The sequence below is a fragment of the Luteibacter sp. 9135 genome, from assembly GCF_000745005.1.
Lineage (GTDB): Bacteria > Pseudomonadota > Gammaproteobacteria > Xanthomonadales > Rhodanobacteraceae > Luteibacter.
This window is the reverse complement of sequence record NZ_JQNB01000001.1, coordinates 2,645,423-2,668,700: the sequence shown is the minus strand read 5'-3', so window position 1 is coordinate 2,668,700 and position 23,278 is coordinate 2,645,423. Positions and strand designations below refer to the sequence as shown.

The 23,278-nt window shown below is 66.1% G+C and carries 14 protein-coding genes and 1 tRNA gene; 9 read left to right on the top strand and 6 right to left on the bottom strand.

The features are described 5' to 3' along the window. Window positions 1–103: 103 nt before the first annotated feature. The 5 genes from pstS to phoU all read left to right on the top strand — a co-directional run bounded on the left by pstS (window position 104) and on the right by phoU (window position 4,701). Window positions 104–1,120: a phosphate ABC transporter substrate-binding protein PstS gene (gene pstS / locus FA89_RS11465; RefSeq protein ID WP_036140719.1), complete on the top strand. Its 1,017-nt coding sequence runs from the start codon at window positions 104–106 to the stop codon at window positions 1,118–1,120. Between the two features lie 120 nt (window positions 1,121–1,240). Further along, the gene (gene pstC, locus FA89_RS11460; RefSeq protein ID WP_036140718.1) at window positions 1,241–2,272 is read left to right on the top strand and encodes a phosphate ABC transporter permease subunit PstC; all 1,032 of its coding nucleotides are present in this window, start codon (window positions 1,241–1,243) and stop codon (window positions 2,270–2,272) included. Continuing rightward, complete coding sequence (gene pstA / locus FA89_RS11455) at window positions 2,272–3,141, top strand: phosphate ABC transporter permease PstA (RefSeq protein WP_036140717.1); 870 nt, start codon at window positions 2,272–2,274, stop codon at window positions 3,139–3,141. Before pstC ends, pstA begins: the two co-directional genes overlap by 1 nt. Then, window positions 3,134–3,967, top strand: a complete 834-nt coding sequence (pstB, locus tag FA89_RS11450; RefSeq protein ID WP_036140716.1) for a phosphate ABC transporter ATP-binding protein PstB — start codon at window positions 3,134–3,136, stop codon at window positions 3,965–3,967. The genes pstA and pstB overlap by 8 nt, the downstream gene beginning before the upstream one ends. A 26-nt stretch (window positions 3,968–3,993) precedes the next feature. Continuing rightward, window positions 3,994–4,701: a phosphate signaling complex protein PhoU gene (gene phoU, locus FA89_RS11445; RefSeq protein ID WP_036140715.1), complete on the top strand. Its 708-nt coding sequence runs from the start codon at window positions 3,994–3,996 to the stop codon at window positions 4,699–4,701. Window positions 4,702–4,891: 190 nt separating this feature from the next. Here the strand turns inward: phoU and sugE are convergent, their stop codons facing one another. The 4 genes from sugE to rnr all read right to left on the bottom strand — a co-directional run bounded on the left by sugE (window position 4,892) and on the right by rnr (window position 9,268). Continuing rightward, window positions 4,892–5,215 (bottom strand): quaternary ammonium compound efflux SMR transporter SugE, encoded by a 324-nt coding sequence (sugE, locus tag FA89_RS11440; protein WP_036140714.1) that lies wholly within the window; start codon window positions 5,213–5,215, stop codon window positions 4,892–4,894. 137 nt (window positions 5,216–5,352) lie between these two features. Beyond that, the gene (locus FA89_RS11435; protein WP_051938710.1) at window positions 5,353–5,670 is read right to left on the bottom strand and encodes a CBU_0592 family membrane protein; all 318 of its coding nucleotides are present in this window, start codon (window positions 5,668–5,670) and stop codon (window positions 5,353–5,355) included. Continuing rightward, the gene (gene rlmB / locus FA89_RS11430) at window positions 5,667–6,413 is read right to left on the bottom strand and encodes a 23S rRNA (guanosine(2251)-2'-O)-methyltransferase RlmB (RefSeq protein WP_036140713.1); all 747 of its coding nucleotides are present in this window, start codon (window positions 6,411–6,413) and stop codon (window positions 5,667–5,669) included. The genes FA89_RS11435 and rlmB overlap by 4 nt, the downstream gene beginning before the upstream one ends. Further along, the gene (rnr, locus tag FA89_RS11425) at window positions 6,410–9,268 is read right to left on the bottom strand and encodes a ribonuclease R (RefSeq protein ID WP_343123034.1); all 2,859 of its coding nucleotides are present in this window, start codon (window positions 9,266–9,268) and stop codon (window positions 6,410–6,412) included. The genes rlmB and rnr overlap by 4 nt, the downstream gene beginning before the upstream one ends. Before the next feature lie 120 nt (window positions 9,269–9,388). Between rnr and FA89_RS11420 the strand changes: the two genes are divergently transcribed. From FA89_RS11420 to FA89_RS11410, 3 genes are all read left to right on the top strand, one after another. After that, window positions 9,389–9,473: transfer RNA gene (locus FA89_RS11420), tRNA-Leu, on the top strand. 101 nt (window positions 9,474–9,574) lie between these two features. Next, window positions 9,575–10,657 (top strand): DUF4272 domain-containing protein, encoded by a 1,083-nt coding sequence (locus FA89_RS11415; RefSeq protein ID WP_051938709.1) that lies wholly within the window; start codon window positions 9,575–9,577, stop codon window positions 10,655–10,657. Between the two features lie 9 nt (window positions 10,658–10,666). Then, window positions 10,667–11,113, top strand: a complete 447-nt coding sequence (locus tag FA89_RS11410; protein WP_081916495.1) for an HIT family protein — start codon at window positions 10,667–10,669, stop codon at window positions 11,111–11,113. Between the two features lie 52 nt (window positions 11,114–11,165). On the opposite strand, the gene FA89_RS11405 is transcribed toward FA89_RS11410, so the two are convergent. Next, window positions 11,166–11,771: a helix-turn-helix domain-containing protein gene (locus FA89_RS11405; RefSeq protein ID WP_036140712.1), complete on the bottom strand. Its 606-nt coding sequence runs from the start codon at window positions 11,769–11,771 to the stop codon at window positions 11,166–11,168. A gap of 54 nt (window positions 11,772–11,825) precedes the next feature. Between FA89_RS11405 and FA89_RS11400 the strand changes: the two genes are divergently transcribed. After that, on the top strand, window positions 11,826–12,446 hold the full coding sequence (locus FA89_RS11400; protein ID WP_036140711.1) for a LysE family translocator: 621 nt from the start codon (window positions 11,826–11,828) through the stop codon (window positions 12,444–12,446). Window positions 12,447–12,502: 56 nt separating this feature from the next. Here FA89_RS11400 and FA89_RS11395 read toward each other — a convergent pair whose 3' ends face one another. Beyond that, the gene (locus FA89_RS11395; protein ID WP_081916493.1) at window positions 12,503–23,278 is read right to left on the bottom strand and encodes a non-ribosomal peptide synthetase; all 10,776 of its coding nucleotides are present in this window, start codon (window positions 23,276–23,278) and stop codon (window positions 12,503–12,505) included.

Genomic DNA, 23,278 nt, shown 5'->3' with positions numbered 1-23,278 from the left:
GTCATAAGGCTGCAACATTCAGTACGTCTCATTGCAACACGGCAGGGCTGCAATACGGCCCCAGGCGTACAAGCCTGACACTCATCCATCCGAGGACCACCCCGTGTTCACACGTAAACTCCGCATCGCCGCGCTCGTCGCCGCATCCCTGTTCGGTATGTCCGCCCAGGCCACCGATATCACGGGCGCAGGCTCGAGCTTTGTTTACCCCGTGCTGTCGAAGTGGTCCGCCACCTATGCCGAAGCCACCGGCAACAAGCTGAACTACCAGTCGGTCGGTTCGGGTGCGGGCATCGCCCAGATCAAGGAAGGCACCATCGACTTCGGCGCGTCCGATGCCCCGATGAGCGCCGAAGACCTCGCCAAGTTCGGCCTGGGCCAGTTCCCGGTCGTGGTCGGCGGCATCGTGCCGATCGTCAACCTGCAGGGCGTCGCCCCGGGCCAGCTGAAGCTCAACGGCAAGGTGCTGGCCGACATCTACCTGGGCAAGGTCGCCAAGTGGAGCGATCCAGAGATCGCCGCGCTCAACCCGGGCGTGAAGGTTCCCGACGTCAAGATCACCGTCGTGCACCGTTCGGACGGCTCCGGCACCTCGTTCAACTTCACCAACTACCTGTCCAAGGTCAGCCCGGAGTGGGCCTCGAAGGTGAAGTTCGGCACCGCCGTGGAATGGCCGGCCGGCGTCGGCGGCAAGGGTAACGAAGGCGTATCGCAGTACGTGCGCCAGATCCCGGGCTCGATCGGCTACGTCGAATACGCCTACGCCACCAAGAACAAGCTCTCGTACACCCAGATGCAGAACGCCGCCGGTACGTGGGTGCAGCCGAACGCCGAGGCCTTCGGTGCCGCCGCTGCCACCGCCGACTGGAAGTCCGCCAAGGACTTCAACCTGATCATGACCAACGCTCCGGGCGCGCAGGCCTGGCCGATCACCGCCACCACGTGGGCGATCATGTACAAGAAGTCCAAGAACGCCTCGCACAGCAAGGTCGCCTTCGATTTCTTCAAGTGGTCGCTCGAGAAGGGCCAGGCGCAGGCCGCTTCGCTCGACTACGTCGCCCTGCCGGCGCCGCTGGTCCAGCAGATCGAAGCCTACTGGGCGTCGGAGTTCAAGAACTGATTCGACACCGATGGGTCGGCTGACACATCCGCGGCCCACAGTATCGTCCAGGCGGGTCGCCGTTCCGACAGGAGCGGCGACCCACATGTTTGAAAGGCCTTTCGGGAATTCGCACCGACCATGCACGCCACCGTCAGCAACGCCGTAGCCGATCGGGAACGCCAGGCGGAAGCGTCCCGCAACGCGCGGGACACGCGTAACGACCGGATATTCGGCTGGGCATTGAAAGCCTGCGCCCTCCTGGTCCTGGTGTGCCTCGTCGGCGCCGCCGCCTCCACGCTGTGGCTGGGCCGCGACGCCTTCGCCACGTTCGGCTGGGGCTTCCTCACCAGCGCCGAGTGGGATCCGACCAACAACCGCTATGGCGCCCTGGTTCCCGTCATGGGCACCGTGGTTACCGCGCTCATCGCCCTGATCTTCGCCGTGCCGGTCAGCTTCGGCATCGCCCTCTTCCTCACCGAAATCGCGCCCGGCTGGCTGCGCGGTCCGGTCAGCTCGGCCATCGAACTGCTGGCCGGCATTCCGTCGATCATCTACGGCATGTGGGGTCTTTTCATCTTCGCGCCCTTCGTGGCCGCACATATCAAGCCGTGGCTGATGAACAACCTCAGCACGGAGCCGCCGGACGGCCAGGTGTCGTGGCTGGTGCAGCACGTGCCCTGGATCGCGAAGTTCTTCTCCAGCGAATACCCGTTCTTCGGCGCCGGTGTGCTCACCGCGGGCCTGGTGCTGGCGGTGATGATCATCCCGTTCATTTCCTCGGTGATGCGCGAGGTGTTCCAGACCGTACCCACCCGGCTGAAGGAATCGGCATATGCCCTGGGCTCCAGCACCTGGGAAGTGGTGTGGGACATCGTGGTGCCGTACACCCGCACGGCGGTGATCGGCGGCATCTTCCTCGGCCTGGGCCGCGCGCTCGGCGAGACCATGGCGGTCGCCTTCGTGCTGGGCAACACCTTCCAGTTCACCCCGTCCATCCTCGAGACCGGCAGCTCCATCGCCTCCACCATCGCCAACCAGTTCGGCGAAGCGGAGGGCCTGCAGAAATCGGCACTCATGGCGCTGGCCTTCCTGCTGTTCGTGGTGACCTTCATCGTGCTGCTGATCGCGCGACTCATGCTCCGCCGCCTGGCGACCAAGGAGGGCACCTGATGTCCGCCTCGCTGTATACCCGGCGCCGTATCAAGAACATCCTCGCGATGGTCTTCAGCGTGCTCGCCACCGGCATCGGCCTGCTGTTCCTGGCGTGGATCCTCTGGGAAACCCTGAGCCAGGGCATCGCCGGCCTCCGGCCGCAGCTGTTCACCAAGATTACCGCGTACCGCGAGGAAGGCGGCCTGGCCAACGCCATGGTCGGCAGCCTCATCCTCAACGTGATCGGCATCCTGATCGCCACGCCCATCGGCGTCGCCGCCGGCACCTGGCTGGCGGAATACTCGCGCCGCTCGCGGCTAGGGCCGACCATCCGCTTCCTCAACGACATCCTGCTCTCGGCACCGTCGATCGTGCTGGGCCTGTTCGTCTATACCGTGATCGTGCTGCCATCCAAGTGGCTGACCGGCGGCGATGTGACCTTCTCCGGCATCGCCGGCGGCATCGCCCTGGCCCTCATCGCCCTGCCCGTCATCGTCCGCACCACCGACGAAATGCTGCGGCTGGTACCCGGCACGCTGCGCGAGGCGGCGCTGTCGCTGGGCGTGCCGCAGTGGAAGCTGACCCTGCAGATCCTGGTGCGCTCCGCGCGCTCGGGCATCGTCACGGGCGTGCTGCTGGCCCTGGCTCGCATCAGTGGCGAAACGGCGCCCCTGCTGTTCACGGCGTTCGGCAACAACTTCATGACCTTCAACCCGATCGACAAGATGCCCAGCCTGCCGCAGGTCATCTACGAATACACGAAGGACCCCAGCCCGGACATCAACACCCTGGCCTGGGCCGGCGCCTTCGTGCTCACCATGTTCGTGCTGGCGCTCAGCCTTACCGCCCGCTTCGTCTTCTCGCGTTCCAAGGTGTCCAATGACTAATCTCAACGAAGTCGCGTCCAAGCCCGGATTCGGCACCTCGCCGCACGCCGCCGCCGTCGACCTCGGCCAGGCGGCGCCGAAGATGACCGTGCGCGACCTCAACTTCCACTACGGCGAGTTCCACGCGCTGAAGAACATCGCGATGGACGTGCCGGAGAAGAAGGTCACCGCCATCATCGGGCCGTCCGGTTGCGGCAAGTCCACCCTGCTGCGCATCTTCAACCGCATCTACGCGATCTATCCCAGCCTGCGCGCCAGCGGCGAGATCGTGCTGGACGGCGAGAACATCCTCGACCCGAAGTACTCGCTCAACCGCCTGCGCAGCAAGGTCGGCATGGTGTTCCAGAAGCCGGTGCCGTTCCCGATGACCATCTTCGAGAACGTGGCCTACGGCATCCGCCATCACGAAAAGCTCAACCGCAGCGACATGGAAGGCCGCGTGGAGCAGGCCCTGCGCGGCGCGGCGCTGTGGGACGAGGTGAAGGACAAGCTCAAGCAGAGCGCGCTCGGCCTCTCCGGCGGTCAGCAGCAGCGCCTGTGCATCGCGCGCGGCATCGCGCTGAAGCCGGAAGTGCTGCTGCTGGACGAACCCACCTCCGCGCTGGACCCGATCGCCACCAGCCGCATCGAGCAACTGGTGGAAGAGCTGAAAAGCCAGTTCACCATCGTGATCGTGACGCACAACATGCAGCAGGCGGCGCGCTGCTCGGACATGACCGCGTTCATGTACATGGGCGAGCTGATCGAGTTCGACCGGACCGAGAAGATCTTTACCAAGCCGGATAAGAAGCAGACCGAAGACTACATCACCGGCCGGTTCGGCTGAGCGTTCCCCACTTCGAGGCACCCGCGATGAACAACCCGCACGAACACATCATCAAGAGCTACGACGGCGAACTGAAGCGCCTCACCGGCGAGATCGTCCGCATGGGCGAACTGGCCGTGGCGCAGCTGGAAGCCGCCATCGACGTGGTGGAACGTCGCGACGAGCGCGCGGCGCAGCGGGTGGTCGACAACGACGACGCGCTGGATGCCCTGGAGCAGGAAGTCAGCCAGGACGTGGTCCGCCTGCTCGCCCTGCGCGCGCCCATCGCCGGCGACCTGCGCAACGTGTTCGCGGCGCTGCGCATCGCCGCCGACATCGAGCGCATCGGCGACTACGCCGCCAATGTCGCGAAGCGTTCCATCCCGCTCAGCCGCGTGGCGCCGATCAGCGCCGCCGGCGGGCTGAAGAACCTCGCGGAACTGGCCGCCGAGCAGCTGCGCAACGTGCTCAAGGCCTACGACGCGCAGGACGCCGAAGCCGCCTATGAAGTGTGGAAGTCGGATGCCGACCTCGACGAGGCGTACACCGTGGTGTTCCGCGCGTTGCTGACGTACATGATGGAAGACCCGCGCAACATCACGCCGTGCACCCACCTGCTGTTCATGGCGAAGAACATCGAGCGCATCGGCGACCACGCCACCAACATCGCCGAGAACGTCTGGTTCGTCGTGCATGGCGAGCCGCTGGTCGCGCCACGGATCAAGCGCGATACCACCGCCAATCCGGATATGTAACGTCGATCGGGCGCGCGTCGATCGGGCGCGCATAGGGGCCGTTTCGCACGTGATCGCAAATCGCGCACATCGTGCGCTCCTACCCCGACGGTAGGAGCGCACGATGTGCGCGAAAAGCCAACGCAGCGGCGACACACCCCCATCGCCTCATACGCTCCACCCCGATCGCCCCAACCAGCGCGATCCACGGCTACGCAGACGATGACGTGAGCTTCAACCCCACAATCCCCAGCACGATCAGCCCGACGCACACCAGCCGCAACGGCTGCGCCGACTCACCGAACAACACGATACCGAAAATCACCGCGCCGACGGCGCCTATGCCGGTCCACACCGCGTACGCCGTGCCCAGGGGCAGCTGTTTCGTCGCGAAGGCCAGCAGCACGATGCTCACCAGCATCGCGCCCGCGGTGAGGACACTGGGCACCATACGGGTAAAGCCCTCGGTGTATTTAAGGCCGACGGCCCAGGCGATTTCGAACAAGCCGGCCACGACAAGAATCAACCAATACATGGGAGTGTGCTCCGCAAGAGCGGGGTCGTCCCCGCGGAGATGGTGCGCGTTCCGGGGTCGTCCCCGGAAGCGAGCCGGCATTGCGCCGGCCCGTTGCCATTATACGGAGCGTGTGTAACCCCGCACTGACCCGCTCGTCAGACCGAGGGGCCGACGGTCGGGCCGGTCGAACCGGTAGAACCGCTCGTGGGATCGCTCGCGGCCTTGCGTACCTTCGTGCCACGAACGATGCCGTAGACGCTGATCAGGAACCAGGCCATCTCCTGCACGAATGCCGACAGGTTGAACATGCCGAACACCAGCGACAGCAGGATGCCGAACGCGCCGAGCAGGTTCATCACCTGATAGGCGTAACCCTGGCCGGACAGCTTGTGCGCCTGGAGCAGGAGGAAGGCGATCAGCACCAACGCCACGCCGACCAGACCCGCCCAGTCGTGCCAGAACATCGCATTCATTTCTTCGCACCTCGCTGACGCAACGCCTCGAACAGGACGACACCCGTGGCGACGGAGACGTTGAGGCTCTCCATCCCGCCGGGCATTGGTATCTTCGCCACGAAATCGCAGGTATCGCGGGTGAGTCGGCGCATGCCGTCACCCTCGCTACCCATCACCAGCGCCACCGGCCCCTTCAGGTCGATCGCGTAGATGGACTGGTCGGTGTCGCCGTCCAGCCCGGTGATCCAGACGCCCGCGTCCTTCAGCAGGCGCAGGGCGCGGGCGAGGTTGGTCACCGCGATCAGCGGCACCAGGTCGGCGCCACCGGCGGACGCGCGGCGCACCGTGGGGGTGATGCCTACTGCGCGATCCTTCGGTACCACCACCGCCGTCACCTTGGCCGCTGCCGCACTGCGCAGGCATGCGCCCAGGTTGTGCGGGTCGGTCACGCCGTCCAGTATGAGCACCAGCGCATCCGCCCCTGCCGCCTCGAGCAACGCCGGCAAGGCGCTCTCGTCGCGCAGCGGCGGCGTTTCGTAGCGTGCGATGACGCCCTGGTGGCGTGCTTCGCCACCGAGCTTTTCCAGCTGTTCCTTGGCCACCGGCTTGACGATCAGGCCGAGCTTGCGCGCCTGTGCCGCGATCTCGGCGATACGGGCGTTCTTCGAACCCTGCTCGATCAGTACTTCACGGATACGATCCGGGTCGTTGACGAGTGCGCCCTCGACCGGATTGATGCCTACGATCCACGACTCGCTCATGCTTGCGGCTTGCTCCTGGGTTTACGCGGACCACGACGCGTCGTGGACTTCTTCGCCGGTGCCTGCTCCGCCGTCGGTGTGTCCGTCGTCGGTGCGTGCGATGGTGCCGCGGCCTGCTTCCTGGCGGTTTTCTTCGCGGCCGGAGCCGACGAGCGGCCTTCGGTCGACACACCCGCACCCGCCGGCGCGCCACCGCGCTTCGATGTCGCCCTGCCCCGTGCCGGAGCCTCCGAAGATGGCGACGGCGACGTGTCGCGCGTGTCGTCGCGACGCGGCCCACGACGGTTGCCCGAGCGGTTGTCGTCCTGGCGCGGTTCACCACCGCCCGCCTGACGCGGGCCGCGCTGGAGGGAGCCCCGCTGCGACGAACGCTCCGAGCGATCGGCCGTGGTTTCCGCCGCCGCCGAACGCTCCGGACGGGCTTTCGGCGCGATCGGTTCCTCGACGGCCACCGGTGCCGGAGTCTTCTTGCCGAAGATGCGGCCGACGGCTTTCTTCGCCGCACGACCCATCGCCCTGCCCGCTTCCATCATGCCCGAGCGCGGCGCGGCGACCGGTGCGGCCACCTTCGGCGCGGGCTTGGGCAGCGCGGCCAGCCGTGCGATGAGGCGGAAGTCGATCTTGCGGTCTTCCAGGCTGGCGCGCAGCACCTGCACGCTTACGTAGTCGCCCAGGCGATACGCCGCGCCGGTGCGCTCACCCTGCAGGAGGTGACGTACCGGATCGAACTTGTAGTAATCGTTGGGTAGCTGCGAGACATGCACCAAACCCGACACGCGCGAGGCGGCCAGCTCGACGAACAGCCCGAACGAGGTGACGCCGGTGATGGTGCCGGCGAATTCCTCGCCCACGTGTTTCTCCATCCAGGCGCACTTGAAGCGCTCGTCCACGTCGCGCTCGGCTTCCTCGGCACGCCGCTCGCGCTGCGAGCAATGGATGGCCATGGCGGACATCTGCGTGTCGCTGTAGACGTATTCCGACGGCTTGCCCCGCGTGATCGCGTAGCGGATCGCACGATGGACCAGCAGATCGGGGTAACGGCGGATCGGCGAGGTGAAGTGTGCGTACGCATCCAGCGCCAGGCCGAAGTGACCCTGGTTTTCCGGGTGATAGATGGCCATGCTCTGCGCGCGCAGCAGCACCGACTGGATCAGCTCCGCCTCGGGGCGGTCCTGCACCTTCTTCAGCAGCGCCGAGAAATCCGCAGGCGTGACTTCGTCGGCCGGCGGCATCTTCAGCTTGAACTCCTTGAGGAACTGCAGGAGGTCTTCGTATTTCTCGGCCGGGGGCGTGGCATGCACGCGGTACAGCGCAGGCACCTTGCGCTTGGTGAGGAACCGCGCCGCCTGCACGTTGGCGGCGATCATGCATTCCTCGATCATCTTGTGCGCGTCGTTGCGATCCGAAGCGCCCATCGACTGCACATCGCCCGCCGGCCCCAGGCGGAATTTGACTTCCGGGGTCTCGAAATCGATGGCGCCGCGGCGCTTGCGTGCCTTGGCCATCACCTTGTACAGCTTGTGCAGGGTTTCCACCTGCGGCAGCACGTCGGCGATCTCGTCGCGCACGTCGGCATTGCGTTCGCCCACGGCCTGCCAGACCTTGTTATAGGTGAGGCGCGCATGCGAGAACATCACGGCGTCGTAGAACTTGGAGCGGGTGACCTCGCCTTCCTCGTCGATCTCCATGTCGCAGACCATGCACAGGCGCTCGACCTTCGGCATCAGCGAGCAGATGCCGTTGGACAAGGTCTCCGGCAGCATCGGCACGACGAACCCGGGGAAATAGGTGGACGTGCTGCGGTTGTAGCCTTCGACGTCCAGCGGGGTACCCACCGGCACGTAGTGCGAGACATCCGCGATGGCCACGATCAGGCGGAAACCGCCGTCCTTCAGGGACTCGGCATACACCGCGTCGTCGAAGTCGCGTGCGTCCTCGCCGTCGATGGTGACCAGGGGCAGCTTGCGGATGTCCGTGCGACCCTTGCGTTCTTCCGAGGTGACCTTGGGCTCGATTTCCTCGGCCTGGCGGATGACCTGCGGCGGGAACTCGTGCGGCAGGTCGTGGCTGGCGATGGCCATCTCGACCACCAGCGACGGTTGCAGGCGCTCGCCGAGCACGGCGCGCACGGTGCCCATGGGGCCGCGCTGCTGGGTCGGCGGATCGGTGATTTCCACCACGACGATCTCGCCCGAGCGGGCACCGGCGTCGCGGCCGGCGGGAATCATGATGTTCTGGTGCAGGCGGCGATCGTCCGGCTCCACCAGGGTCACGCCGTTCTCGATCACCACGCGTCCGACCATCCGCGGCGAGCGGCGCTCCAGCACTTCCACGATGGCGCCCTGGCGCCGGCCGCGACGGTCGATGCCGACCACGCTGGCGAGCACGCGATCGCCGTGGAGCACGCTGCGCATCTGCTGCGGCGAGAGGTAGAGGTCGTCGCCGCCCTCGTCCGGACGGAGGAAGCCGTAGCCCTCGGCATTGGCGATGACGCGGCCGGGGATCAGGCTGAGTTTCTGCGCCGGCGCGTAGTCGCCGCGGCGGTTACGCAGCAGCTGGCCATCGCGGACCATGGCGCCCAGACGCTTGTTGAGGGCGACGATCTCGTATTCGTCGAACAGGCGCAGCGCCCGGGCGATGTCGTATTCAGCCAGCAGCTCGCCGCGTTCCTCCAGCAGGGCCAGGATGGCCTCGCGGCTGGGGATCGGCTTCTCGTAGCGCTGGGCTTCGCGCTCGGCATGGGGATCGACCACGGCATGCACCGGGGTATTGCCTTCCGGCGCCTTGCCGGCGCGGCTGGCCTTGGGTTTACGGGGACCGCGTTCGGTATCCGAACCTTTCGTTTTCTTTGTCACGTAAGAACCTTTGAAGGGGGATGGGAAATAGTTTCACATCCGGGGTGCAAAATAGTTGACAAGCATACTCGACCTACCTAATCTACGCGGCTCACGGGGCAGCGATGCTTCGGGACACCTGCCCAGGTGGCGGAATTGGTAGACGCACTAGTTTCAGGTACTAGCGGGTAAAACCGTGGAGGTTCGAGTCCTCTCTTGGGCACCAATTATAGACGAAGCCTCGCAGCGATGCGGGGCTTTGTTGTTTCCGGGGTTCAGGAAAGCCTCGCGATAGAATCGTCGGAACCTGCGAAGGAAGCCTCCTCCATGTTCACACGCCTCACATCGATGCTCTCGTCCCCCACGGGCGACGACCGGGATGCAAGCGAACTCCGCTTGAACGTCTATGCCACGGTAAGCACGCTACCCGCAATCGATTTTCCCCATCGCGTGCTCGGACAGCGCGACCTGGGCGACCCCGACCTGCACGAGCACCTCGAGGGATTCATCGGTTACGTGCTCAGCCGCGGCGACGGTGAGATGACGCGCGTGCGCTATCACCTGATGCGGCATCTGCAGAGGGTGCAGCATCACGTGAGCCTGAGCGTCGCGCCATCCTCCCTCCCCGCGTTCTCGCAATGGACCGAACGGGCGAACGCGGTGATCTTCCACGATGACGGAAGCGTCCGCGACACGGCTGGCCGCGTGCTGATCGACAGTGAGGGCAACGGCGATCCCGCCGCGAACGTCCCCTATCCCGCCGATGCCGTGGCGAGGAAAGCCGTCATCGAGACCGAACTCTCGGAGAAAGGCATACACACCTCGACCAGCCTGCCACCGGTGGTCGGTGAGGAAGAAGCCCAATGGCGTACACCGGCGGACGTCGTCGGACGCGTGATGGCCTTGCTTATCGTAAGCGCCTACGCGGAAGGCATCCGCGACGACGAACGGCTCGATGTCGAACAGATGCGCGAGCGCCTCCCAGAAGCCTTCCCGTATCTGTCGCCGGACGAACAAGCGTTCCTCCAGGCCGAGAACCCGGACGAGCATCTCGTCACCCAGATGGGTTGGCGCTACGAGAGCATAGCGACCCTCGCCTGGGCGGCAGGACTTTGGCCGGACCACCCTGCGCCGGATACGATTTGCGATGTCGCCGGCCTCACGGCCAGCCTGCTCGACGATGCGGAGCATGGCATGCCGACTACGCGTGGCCTGCGTCTCACCGATGATATCCTCGACGCGCTCGACATGACCTTCCGCATGCATTGGGTCATACGCGAGGCTGAGCTCGGCCGCCGCGACTTCCCTCCCAACGTCATCCCGGGCGTGATCCAGGAACGTCATCACGCGCTGAACTGGCTTGTGCGTTTTGAGCAGGCCGCATGGGATGATGTGACGACACCGACATAGTGGATATGCATGAAGAACGCACCTCCCGGATACCTATGCCCGTTCTGCGGTATCGCCGAGACGCTGCCGCTGCCGGCGCCGGAATCGGCGGTCGTCCTGATCGAAAGCACTGTATTCGCGCTGGTGCCCACGCACTATTACGGTGGGATAAAAGGCAATTGTCTGGTGATACCGCGGAAGCACCATGAAAACGTCTTGGATATCCCGGACGATTTTGGAAACGACTTCTTTCGCGCCACGCGCCGACTAGCGCGGGCGATGCGGAACGTTTTTAAGTGCGATGGAATCTCCACCCGCCAGCATAACGGACCTGCCGGCAACCAGGATGTCTGGCACTACCATTTGCATGTCTTTCCGCGATACGACAACGACGGACTGTACAAAGGTCAGAAGGTGCCCTACTCGACCGAGGAACGGATCGAGCTTGCTGCCCGTCTGCGAACCGCCTTGCATTGACGTCATATAAGACACGCAAATGTTCGTCCGCGGACGCATGGATCATTCAGAGCTACCTTGATCGATGCAGCTCCGCCACGGACATCGTAAACACAAGCTCACCCTTCCCTGCATTCGCATAGTGATGCGCGACATCCGTCCTCGCGATGGCGGAATGCCCCTTCGGCACGACGAACGCGGCAGCTCCGATCGTCAACGAAAGCTCGCCCTTTTCGACATGGAATAATTCCATCGTTCCCGACGGGTGCGCCTGCGACTCATAAGCCTCTCCGGGTTTCATGATCCAGCGCCACAGTTCGATCATGTCGGGGCCCGACGTGCCAGCCAGCAAACGGGCGGTGCCGCCGCCAGCGCCGTTCCACAGGATGGGGATGTCGCTTTCGGACACGACCCGAACCGGCGATGCCGGCGCGGCGCTTACGATGTCGGCCACCGAGATACCGAAGGCTGCCGCAATCTTGCAGAGCGTGCCGATACTCGGATTGGCCGTACCTTTCTCGATCTCCACCAGCATGCCCTTGCTGACCCCGGCGCGCTTCGACAGCGCATCGAGGGTAAAGCCCGCTTCGCTCCGCAAGCCCTTCAGTCGTGAGGAAAGTGCCTTGCCCATATCGGCCACACCCTCCTCCACGGTCGATATATTGACTTTATCGGTCATTGGTTAGTACCTTGAACCATCCTGGTCACTATATTAGACCGTTGAGGCACGCCGATGATCCCCTCGCTCGCTTTCCTCCTGGCTGCGCTCGCCTTGGCCGTCGTGCCGGGGCCCGGGCTCGCTTATGTCGTCGCCCGCACTGTTGCCGGTGGTCGCGGCGAAGGCGTGGCATCGTCGTTCGGCACCGCCGCCGGCGGCATGGTGCACGTCGTGCTGTCCGCGCTCGGGCTCTCCGTGGTCATTGCCACGTCGCCGGGGCTCTACGCTCTTATCAAGTATCTGGGCGCCGCTTACCTCCTTTATCTCGGCGTGCGCATCCTGCTGACGCGGACAAGCCCGGACGTAGCGCCGGAACTTGCACGCGAGGGTGCCGGCAAGGCGTTCCGCGACGGCGTCGTGGTCGAAGCGTTGAACATCAAGACGGCCATGTTCTTCATCGCCTTCATCCCACCGTTCGTCTCGCCAGCGCATCCGTTCGCGCTTCAGTTCGTGATACTCGGCTGCCTTTGCGTCGCCATGAATACCTGCGCCGACCTTGTCGCGGTCATGGCGGCCAGCCACTTCCTCGCCGCGGGGGAAGCACGCGCGTCCCGTGAGCGCGTACTTGCTGGCGTATCCGGTGCCGTCATGATCAGCCTTGGCCTTTGGCTGGCGTTCTCCACGGTGCGCGGCTGATCCGGTTCCGCCGGCATGAAAGCGGGCAACGGGTTTGCCTGCCCGCCCTACTTCGATCAAGCCGGCTGCACCATCTGCCCATAACGCCACCGCACATACATGCCCAATAGCTCGGGCGTCATCGCCGTAGCGCGCACGCCCTCGCCAGCGAACTCGACCATCGCATTGCCCAGATCGATCGGCACACGGGTCTGCGTCCCGGCCGGCGGCGCCGACAGCTCGACCGGCATCACGGTGGCGAGGCGACGGGTGGCGGGATGCTCGCCGAGCCGCTGCCGCCACTGCCGATAGTCCACGCGCTGCACGTCCAGCTCGTCGATCACCGCGACCTGTCGGGTCAGTTCGCCGAGCATGAACGACCGTGGATGGATCAGGTTGAGGCTGCGTCCGCCCGCGTCGCCTCGCAGCGACAAGGTCACGATCGCGTCGGCCATGTCGTCCACCGGGAGCGAGTTGATCGCCGTATCGATGTCCGGCACACACTCGAGAACGAGGCACGCGTCGATGAACATGCTCCAGGTATCGGTGGCGTTGCTGGCGCCGTTCGTGCAGGCGCCCGCGATATGCGTGGGACGGTAGACCGTGTACGGAATACCACGCTCATCACCGACGCGCAGCAGCCGCTCGGCCACCCACTTGCTTTGGGCATAGCCTGAAGGAAGACCACGCCAGTGCTCGGCCAGCTGCGTCTCGTCCACGATGTCCGGTCCGGCGCTCTCGACCGGCGGTATCGTGCTGAGCGTGGATACATAGTGGATGTGCTTGGGCGTGCCCCGGGCCGCCAGGCGCAGGATCTCCTGGGTGCCCGTCACGTTGGACGATTTCAGACTGGCGTACGTGTGCAACGAATCCACCCATGCCCCGTTGTGGTGGATCGTGTCGATCATCCCGGCCAGGCGATCGAAACACGCCTCGGTCAGGCCGAGCTTCGGCTGCGCGAGATCGCCCGGCACGATCACCACGCGGCCGGGATCGATCCCGGCGATGCCGAACCGCCGGATGGTCGCTGCCAGACGCGACCATCCGTCCGCGGGGTCGATACAACGGACAAGACAGTGCACCGTCGCCTGCGTCTGCCGCAGCAACGATGCAAGCAGGAATACCCCGAGAAAACCCGACGCGCCGGTGAGCAGGATATGTAAAGGTGGCGCGTGGTCGCGTGGTCGCGCATCGGCACGGATGAGCTCGTCCAGCACGATCTCCCTGTCCAGGTCGAGGACGGGTGACGGCGGGAGCGTATCGGCCGGAGACATCAGTTGCGCCATGTCCGTCAACACCGGACAGCGGAACACATCGCGTACCGCCACCGACATGTCCATGACCTCGTTGATGCGCATGACCAGTTGCACGACCAGCATCGAGTGGCCGCCGAGCTCGAAGAAATGATCGTGACGACCCACACGCCCGACACCCAGCACCTCGCGCCACAGCCTCGCCAGCGCGGTCTCGGTACCGGCGTGCGGCGGCTCCCAGGCACGCCGGGCGTACGCACCGTCGTCCGGCATGGGAAGCGCCTTGCGATCCAGCTTGCCGTGCGCGGTGAGCGGCAGCGCCGCGAGCACGACGAACGCCGCGGGCAGCATGTAGTCCGGCAGCCGCGCGGCCAGGTGATCGCGCAGGACGGCGACGTCCGCGTCGCCATCGGCATGCGCCGCCACATAGGCCACCAGGCGCTGCTCGCCGGGGCGATCCTCGCGGGCCATTACGACACACTCCCGCACCATCGGATGCGTCGCCAGTTGGCTCTCGATCTCGCCTAGCTCGATGCGGAAGCCACGCAACTTGACCTGATGGTCGTTGCGTCCCACGAAGACGAGATTGCCGTCCGGCAGGTAACGCACAAGGTCGCCCGTGCGGTACATGCGTGCGCCGGGCCGCGCATCGAACGGATCGGGAACGAACCGTTCGGCCGTCAGTACGGGCCGGTCGAAGTAGCCGCGCGCGACCCCTGCCCCGCCGATATGCAACTCACCGACGCTGCCGCGCGGCACCGGCAGACACTGGTCGTCGAGCACATACAGTCGCGTGTTGGCGAGTGGCCTGCCGATGGGCACGCTGGTCGGTTCGCCGGACTCGTCAGGGGCCAGCCATACCGTGGCGCATACCGTGATTTCGGTCGGGCCGTACGCGTTGGCGATACGGGCATGGCGTTGCCAGGTGGCCACCAGCCCCGGCGCGGATGCGTCACCCACGAAGACGAGCGTGGGTCGATGCCTCCAGCGAGGGGTTTCGAGGTGGCCTTGCAGGAAGGCAGGCGGCAGCGAGGCGTGGGTTATGCCGTGGCGCCCGATGAAGGCGAGGAAAGCGGCCGGATTCAGCCGCTCCGCCTGCGTGGGGAAACACAGCGCACTGCCCGTGGCGAGCGCCATCACGCTCTCGAAGACGCTCGCATCGAAACCGGGCGAGGCGAACTGGCTGATCCGGCTGTTTGCGTCCACGCCCAGCCGCTCGCTCAGCGACAGCGCAAGGTTGACCACCGCGTGGTGCTCCACCATGACGCCCTTCGGCGTGCCGGTGGAGCCGGAGGTATAGATGACGTACGCGAGTATGCGTGCATCGAAGCCGCCTACGTCCGGGTTGTCGGCCCCCTCGTCGTCCCGGTCGAGCCGATGCGTCAGCTCGAGCACATCGCGCGCCGCGAGCGCCGCCGCGCCGAGCGCCGCGCGTCCGGCGTCGTCGTAAAGCAGGAGCCCGGGCGCGGCATCGTCCAGGATATGGTCCAGGCGCGCCGAGGCATACGCCGGATCGAGCGGCACGTACGCGGCGCCGGTCTTCAATACGGCGAGGAGCGCGACGAACAGGGCCGAACCCTTCCCGACACACAGCGCCACCCGGCCGCCCGGGCGCACGCCACGCGCGATCAGTTCATGGGCGAGACCATTGGCGCGCGCATTCCACTGTGCGTACGAGAGTGTTTCCGGGACATCGACCAGCGCGGGCGCGTCCGGTGTGTCGCGCGCCCAGCGCTCCACCAGCTGGTGCATGCCCGTCTGCGTGGGATACGGTGCCTCGGTACGGTTCCACTCGTCCAGCAGCTGTCGCCGCTCGGGCACGGCGAGCAACGGGATGGCCGCTATCGTCGCGGTGTCGTCGGCCACCATGGCTTCAAGGACGGTATGCAGGTAGCCGGCGTGACGCGCCATGGTGTCGTCGTCGAACAAGGCGGTGGCGTAGTTGAAGCCGCCCTGGATACTACCGTCCACGTCGCTCAGGATCAGCTCCATATCGAACTTCACCCAGTCGAATGCGGGCAGCGGTTCCACCGCGATGCCCGGCAATGACAACCGGCCTTCGTCGTGGCTCTGCCAGGCGAACAGCACCTGGACCAGCGGCGTGCGATCGACGCGCCGGGGCACCTGCGCGATCTCCACTACCTGGTCGAACGGCAGGTCCTGGTGCGCCTGCGCATCCAGCGCGACCTGCCGCACGTGGTCGAGCAGCGAGGCGACGTCGTGTGGGGCGGCGAGGTCGATGCGCAGCGCGAGGGTATTGATGAAGAAGCCGATCAGCGCTTCCAGTTCTTCCCGGCCGCGTCCCGCAGTGGGCGTGCCGATCATCACCTCGGATTGACCGGCGAGCCGAGACAACACCGCTGCCCAGGCTGCCAGCACCACCATGAACAGGGTCGTGCCGTGCTTGTGGGCAACACGTTTGAGTGCACGCGTCAGCGTGGGGTCCAGTGTCAGTGGAAGGAACGCACCGGCGAACGACTGACGTGCCGGACGCGGCCTGTCCGTCGGCAGGGTCAGCAGGGACGGTGCGTCCGCGAGCTGACGTCGCCAGTACGCGGCTTGCGCCGTGAGGCGGTCCCCGCTCATGCGATCGCGTTCCCAGAGGGCGTAGTCGGCGTACTGGATCGGCAACGGCGGCAGGAGACTATTCACGCCGTCCACGCAGGCGGCATAAAAGGCGCCGAGTTCAGCGGCGATGATGCCGAGCGACCAGCCGTCGGCCACGAGGTGATGCAGGGTCAGTTGCAGCACATGGCGGGTCTCGCCCACCCTGACCAGGCTGGCGCGAACCAGGGGACCGGCAGCGAAGTCGAACGGACGGTTCCTGTCCTCCGCCAGGAAGCGTGTCAACGCGGCTTCGACGTCAGGCCCGTCACGCAGGTCGTCGTCGTGCAGGTCCGGGCCACGATCCTCGCCGAGTACCACGGTGTGCGCTCGCCCGTGCTCGGCGACGAACATGGTGCGCAGGCTTTCATGGCGCGCCACCAGGCGGCGGAATGCGCTGCGCAAGGCCGCCACGTTGAGGCCACCCTCGAGACGCACCGTCAGTGGGATGTGATACGTGGCACTGTCCCCCTCGAGCTGGGCGAGGAACCAGAGCCGCTGCTGGGCGTGGGACAGCGGCGCGCTGTCCCCGCGAAACGCGCGCGGGATGACCTCGATGCCCGTGTCGCCTGACCGGAGCCGGCTGTCGGCCAGCACGCCGGCCAGCTCGCTGAGTACCGGGTGCGCGAACAGCTCGGCCAGCGGCAACGCCACGCCGAAACGCTGCGACAGACGACTCAGCAACCGTACCGCGATCAGCGAATGGCCGCCCAGCTCGAAGAAGTGATCGTGCCGCCCGACCCGTTCCACGCCGAGCAGGCCCTGCCACAACGTGGCCAGCCCCTCCTCGATCTCGCCTTGCGGCGGCGCGTAGACCGAGCGCGCAAACGCCTGCTCGTCGGGTAACGGCAACGCGTGGCGATCCAGCTTGCCGTGCGCGGTCAGCGGAATGGCGGCCAAACGCATGAACGCCGCGGGCACCATGTAGCCCGGCAACAGGCCGGCGAGGTGCGCATGCAGCGTGGCCGCCAGGCCGTCGTCCTGGCCCGGCGCGACGACATAGGCGGCCAGTTGCGTCTCGCCACGCGTATCCGGACGCGCGATCACCGCACACTCCCGTACCAATGGATGATCGGCGAGATGGACTTCGATATCGCCCAGTTCGATGCGAAAACCACGGACCTTGACCTGATGATCGTTACGGCCGAGACAGATCAGTCGTCCATCCGGCAGGTAACGGGCCAGATCGCCGGTGCGATACATGCGCGCACCGGGGTGGGGGTCGAACGGATCGCGCACGAACCGCTGGGCGGTCAGCTCGTCGCGACCGAGGTACCCACGCGCGATGCCGGCGCCGCCGATGTACAGCTCGCCGACGGCACCCAGCGGCACCGGCACGCCTTGGGTGTCGAGCACATAGGCGCGGGCGTTGGCGACGGGACGCCCGATGGGTACGTGGCTGGGCGAGTCACCGATCGATCCCGGGCCGAGCGTCTGCGCCGTGACCACATGGGTTTCCGTGGGTCCGTAGTGATTGTGCAGGGCGCACGCCGGCAAGCGCGCGAACAGGCGCTTGATCTGCGGGGTGAGGCGCAACTGCTCGCCGGCCACGGCCACCTCGCGAAGGTCGGGCAGCAATTCGCCATGAGCGGAACCCTCGTCGATCGCCTCGGCAAGCGACTGCAAGGCGATGTACGGCAGGAAGACGCGCTGCACGCGTTGCTCGCGCAACACGTCCACCAGCACGTCGAACTGGAGACGAACCGCCGCATCCACCAGGACCAGCGCTCCCCCGAAACAAAGCGTGGCGAATATCTCCTGGAACGCCACGTCGAAGCCGAGCGCGGCGTATTGCAGGGTGCGCGGTGCCGGGGCGCCCGCATGTTCGCTCTGCGTTCGTTGCCAGTGCACCAGGTTGGCCAGCGGCCCGTGCGGCATGGCGACGCCTTTCGGCGTTCCCGTGGAGCCGGACGTGTAGATCACGTAGGCGAGGTTGGCATCCGTCGCCCCGGGCAACGGGTCAAGGTCGTTCGATGCTATCGCGTCGTCTTCGGGCGGCGCGCTGTCGAGGTCGATCGTACGGTGGGCCGCGAGCGACAGGTCGCCCACTGCGCGTCGCCCGGCGCCGTCGGCAAGCAGCAGCGTCGCGCCCGCTTCATCGAGCACCTGCTGCAACCGTTCCGCGGGATAGGCGGGATCCAGCGGTACATAGCAGGCGCCCGCCTTGAGGATGGCGAGCATGGCGGTGACCATGGCGAAGCCGCGCTCGGCGCAGAGCGCAACGCGCTGGTCGGTTCGTCCCTCGGCGCCGATGCCGAGCGCGCGCAGATGACGCGCCCGGCGGTTCGCCTCCCTGTTGAGCTCGCCATAGGCCAGCTGTGCCTCGCCGTGGATTAGGGCGATCGCCTCCGGCGACCGCGCCGCCTGCCGTTCGAAGAGCCGGTGGATGCCCTCCTCCCGCGCGACGGATACCCCCGTATGGTTCCAGCGTTCGAGCAAGGCCTGTTCGTCGGCACCGGCCAAGGCGATGCGGGACAACGGCAGCGGCGTCTCGGCGGCCATGGCATCCAGCACGGCTCCCAGGTAGCCCACGTGGCGCTCGATCGATGCCTCGTCGAACAACGCGGTGGCATAGCCGAGTCCGCCGACGATGGCGTCGTCGTCCTCGTAGAGATGCAGTTCCAGGTCGTAGCGGATCGCCGCCAGGGACATATCCACCTGGCTCACCTCGATGCCTGGCAACGCGAAACGCCCGCGGTCGTTGCTTTGCCAGGCGATGAGCACCTGGAACAACGGCGAATGATCCAGCCGTCGCGACGGACGCGCGATCTCCACCACCTGCTCGAACGGCAGGTCCTGGTTTTCCTGTGCCGCGAGGATGCGCTGGCGTACCCGTGCGAGCATTCCGGCGGTATCCGGCTCGCCGGACACGTCCAGGCGCAGGGCCAGCGTGCTGACGAAGAAGCCGATGAGCGGCTCGATCTCGCGCTGCCCCCGATTGGCGGACAGCGTTCCGATCACCACGTCGTCCTGACCCGAGAGACGCGCCAGCACGCTCGACCACGCCGCCGTCAGCAGCATGAACAGGCTCACGCCGTGCCGGGCGCACACCTGCCTGAGGCGACCGGCCACGTTGCCATCGACCCGCAGCGGCACCACCGCACCCGCGAACGACTGTCGCGCCGGGCGCGGACGATCTGTCGGCAGGTTGAGCAAGTCCGGCGCGCCGGCCAGCGTGTGCCGCCAATAGTCGACCTGGCGTTGCAAGCGCTGGGGTGTCAGTACCGCACGCTGCCAGGCGGCATAGTCGGGATACTGCACCGGCAACGGCGGCAGCGCGTCGTCCTTCCCTTGCGCAAAAGCGGTGTACAGCGTGCCGATCTCGCGCGCCAGCAGGTGCAGGGACCAGCCATCCGCGACGATGTGGTGCATGCCCAGCAGCAATGTGCAGTCGCGGTCAGCGACACGCACGAGGCAGGCGCGGACCAGCGGCCCGTGTTCGAGGTCGTACGGCGTGCGCGCATTATCGTCGGTGTATCGGGCCAGTGCGCCGTCGAGGTCACTCGTCCCGCGCAGGTCGTGTTCGACGAACGGGAACGCGGTATCCGTCGGCAGCAGCGCGGCATGCGGCTCGCCGTCGATGGCTCGGAACACGGTACGCAAGGCCTCGTGGCGCGCCAGCAGGTGGTCCAGGCTGCGGCGAAGCAGCGCGCCGTCCACCTCGCCTGCCATGTGTACCACCAGCGACACGTGATAGATCGCACTGTCACGGTCCAGCTGGTCCATGAACCACAGGCGTTGCTGCGCGTAGGACAGCGGCAACGTCGCCCCGTGGACGACGGGACGGATGGGCGGCAGGACAGGATGCGCGTCTTCGCGCCCAAGCGCCTCGACGGCCACGGCCAGCTCGGCCACGGTAGGGTGACTGAACAGCATGGCCAGCGGCAGCACACGACCGAAGGCCTGCGCCATGCGACCGAGCAGGCGAATGGCGACCAGCGAGTGGCCGCCGAGTTCGAAGAAGTGATCGTGACGCCCGATGCGCTCGACACCCAGTAATTCCCGCCACAGCGTCGCCAGTACGTTTTCCGCCTCGCTCCGGGGGGCCTCGTAGGGCCGCAGCGCGAACGCCTCGTCGCCGGGCTCGGGCAGCGCCTTGCGATCGAGCTTGCCGTTCGGCGTGAGTGGGAAGGCGTCCAGACGGACGAAGGCGGACGGCAGCATGTAGTCGGGCAAATCGACGGCGAGATGCGCTCGCCAGAGTCCGGCGAGCGCGGCATCGTCGGCCTCGCCGGCGCGGGTCACCACGTAGGCGACGAGCCGTCGCGCCAGCCCCTCGCCCAACGCGAGCACCACCGCTTCATGTACGGAAGGATGCTTCGCGAGACGAGCCTCGATCTCACCCAGTTCGATGCGATACCCGCGCACCTTGACCTGGTGATCGTTGCGACCCAGGAATTCGATCGCGCCATCCGGCAGATAACGACCCAGATCGCCCGTGCGGTACATGCGTGCACCGGCACGGTTCGCAAACGGGTCGTCGATGAAACGCTCGGCGGTCAGCGTCGGCCGGTGGAGATAGCCTCGCGCCACGCCGCTCCCGCCGATGTAAAGCTCACCGACGGCTCCCACAGGCACGGGCTGTTGCCGGGCATCGAGCAGATGCACCTGGGTATTCGTTACCGGGCGTCCGATCGACGGGACGCGGGGCGCCTCGTCCATGCGCAACAGCGTCGCGTTGACGGTCGCCTCGGTGGGTCCATAGGCGTTGAACAGCGTGGGTCGGTGCCCTGCCCTCGCAAACCATGCGGCCACCGCGGAAGGACTGATGGCATCCCCGCCCACGCTGACCCGGCGCAAGGTGGCCGGCAGCGGCAGTTCGGGGCGTTCCGTGGCCAGCTGCGCCCAGAACGTGCTGGGAAGGTTGATCCAGGTCAGGCAGTGCTCGGCACAGAAGGCGGCAAACGCCGTCGGCGAGGCCAGGCAGGCATCAGTGCGCAACACGAGCGTGGCGCCGGTAACCAGCGCGGGAAAAATCTCCTCCACCGACATGTCGAAGGCCAGCGAAGCGAACTGCAACAGACGGTCGTCTGGCCGCAGGTCGTAGGCACGCTGCAACGCGACGACCTGATGGACGACGTGACGATGCTCGACCATCACCCCCTTGGGCTGCCCGGTGGAGCCGGAGGTATAGATGACGTAGGCCAGGTGCTGCGAGGTCACGCCAGCCAGCTCGGGGTTGCTCGCCGGCAGCGTGATCCACGATGGCGAAGGCAGGTCCAGCCGCATGTGCGTCGTCGCGTCTACGGAGGCACCCAATGCGCGGCACCCCGTCTCGTCCGTCAGCAACAGGCGCGGTTGCGCATCCTGCAGCAGGTAGGCCAGGCGCTCGGGTGGGTATGTCGGATCGATGGGTACGTAAGCGCCCCCCGCCTTGAGGATGGCCAGCAGGCCGATCACCATCGATACGCCGCGTTCGAGGCAAAGGACGATCCGGTCGTCCGGCTGCACACCCGTCGCCAGCAGATGGTAAGCAAGCCGGTTGGCCCGTCGGTTGAGTTCGGCGTAGCTGAGCGATACATCGCCGTGCACCAGGGCGACGGCATCCGGCTGCCGGTCGACGCAGCGCTCGAACGCCGTGTGCAGGCACGTATCCGGGTAAGCAACATCGGTCGCGTTCCAGGCCGCCAACTGCGTCCGTTCGCCCGCGAGCACGACGGGTATCGAGGCCAGCGGGGCGTGGGCGTCCGCGAGCAGCGCCTCCATGAAGACGATGAACCGCTCGCGCAGCGTGGCGATCTCACCATCGTCGAAGTACGCGCGACCGAAGATGAAGAACATCGTCGACTCGCCGGCGCCCAGGTCGTCGCGGACACACAAACGAAGCGGCGTGCCCTCGTGATCGTTCGTGCACTTCACGACGAGTGCGCGGACCGTGCCGAAGAACAGCTCGGTGCCGCCATGCTCGTAGGAGATGGAAAGGTCGTAGAGCTGTGCGCGATGGCTCCGGAAAAGGTCCAGGCCCTCGTTCAACGCGCCGACGGGGAAACGCTGGTGTCGATACGCCTGGCGCAAGGCCGGCGCGATGGACGCGATCAGGGCGACGAACGAATCGCTCGTATCGAACGCCAGGCGCATCGGCAGGACATTGGTGAACATGCCGGCGGTGCGCCGCGCCGCGGCGTCCTTGCGGTTCAGCACGGACATACCGACGATCAGCTCGTCACGCTGCTCCAGGCGCAGGAAGAACGCCTGGAACAGGCCGAGAAATACCTGGAATCGCGTCGAACCATGCGCGGCGACCAAGGCGTCGATCTTCCCGTCCAGATCGCGCGACAGCCGCCACGAACATTCACCGGTCAAAAAAGGCTGGCCGACGACCGTGTCCCGATGGCGCGGCGAGAGCAACGGATCGGGCACGTCCGGGTAGGTACCGAGCCAGTGACCGCGATCCCTGGCGAACGACGTGGATGCCAGGTAAGCGGCATCGTTGGCTACGAACGCAAGATAGGACGGTGCCTCGATATCCGGCGCCTCACCGTTCTCCAGCGCGCTGTACAGGCTGGCGACGGACTGGATGATGGTATCGATGCCCCAGCCATCGACGGCGATGTGGTGGGCGCAGATGAACCACTGGAACCGGTTTTCCGAAAGCTTGATGAGCGCGCAGCGAAACAGTGGCCCGTCGAACAGATCGAACGGCGTGTTGATGCACTCGCGAATCCACGCCCGCGCGTGCTGCTCGGGCGCCTCGTGACCGGAAACATCCAGCAAGGGCAGCGACATCGCAAGTTCTTGCGCCATGACCTGCCCGGGTGTGTCATCGCCCCTGGAAACCAGGCGCAAGCGCAGGCAATCGTGCTTGCGCACCGCGAGCTGCAAGGCCTTTTCGAAGCGTACCGCGTCCACGCCACCGAAGAGGTCGACGTACCCACCGATGTTGTACGTGGGCGTACGGCCCTTCATCAGTTGATCGTGGTAGATATCCCGTTGCGGGCTGGAAAGCGGATGGACAGCCGCGCTTTCGCATGCATGGCGCGATTCAGCCGATGACAT

What these genes read in the sequence shown, in the direction of transcription:
- pstC (WP_036140718.1), top strand. Translation starts at nt 1,241, where the DNA reads ATGCACGCCACCGTCAGCAACGCCGTAGCCGATCGGGAACGCCAGGCG.
- pstA (WP_036140717.1), top strand. Translation starts at nt 2,272, where the DNA reads ATGTCCGCCTCGCTGTATACCCGGCGCCGTATCAAGAACATCCTCGCG.
- pstB (WP_036140716.1), top strand. Translation starts at nt 3,134, where the DNA reads ATGACTAATCTCAACGAAGTCGCGTCCAAGCCCGGATTCGGCACCTCG.
- phoU (WP_036140715.1), top strand. Translation starts at nt 3,994, where the DNA reads ATGAACAACCCGCACGAACACATCATCAAGAGCTACGACGGCGAACTG.
- sugE (WP_036140714.1), bottom strand. Translation starts at nt 5,215, where the DNA reads ATGTATTGGTTGATTCTTGTCGTGGCCGGCTTGTTCGAAATCGCCTGG.
- FA89_RS11435 (WP_051938710.1), bottom strand. Translation starts at nt 5,670, where the DNA reads ATGAATGCGATGTTCTGGCACGACTGGGCGGGTCTGGTCGGCGTGGCG.
- rlmB (WP_036140713.1), bottom strand. Translation starts at nt 6,413, where the DNA reads ATGAGCGAGTCGTGGATCGTAGGCATCAATCCGGTCGAGGGCGCACTC.
- FA89_RS11415 (WP_051938709.1), top strand. Translation starts at nt 9,575, where the DNA reads ATGTTCACACGCCTCACATCGATGCTCTCGTCCCCCACGGGCGACGAC.
- FA89_RS11410 (WP_081916495.1), top strand. Translation starts at nt 10,667, where the DNA reads ATGAAGAACGCACCTCCCGGATACCTATGCCCGTTCTGCGGTATCGCC.
- FA89_RS11405 (WP_036140712.1), bottom strand. Translation starts at nt 11,771, where the DNA reads ATGACCGATAAAGTCAATATATCGACCGTGGAGGAGGGTGTGGCCGAT.
- FA89_RS11400 (WP_036140711.1), top strand. Translation starts at nt 11,826, where the DNA reads ATGATCCCCTCGCTCGCTTTCCTCCTGGCTGCGCTCGCCTTGGCCGTC.
- FA89_RS11395 (WP_081916493.1), bottom strand. Translation starts at nt 23,278, where the DNA reads ATGTCATCGGCTGAATCGCGCCATGCATGCGAAAGCGCGGCTGTCCAT.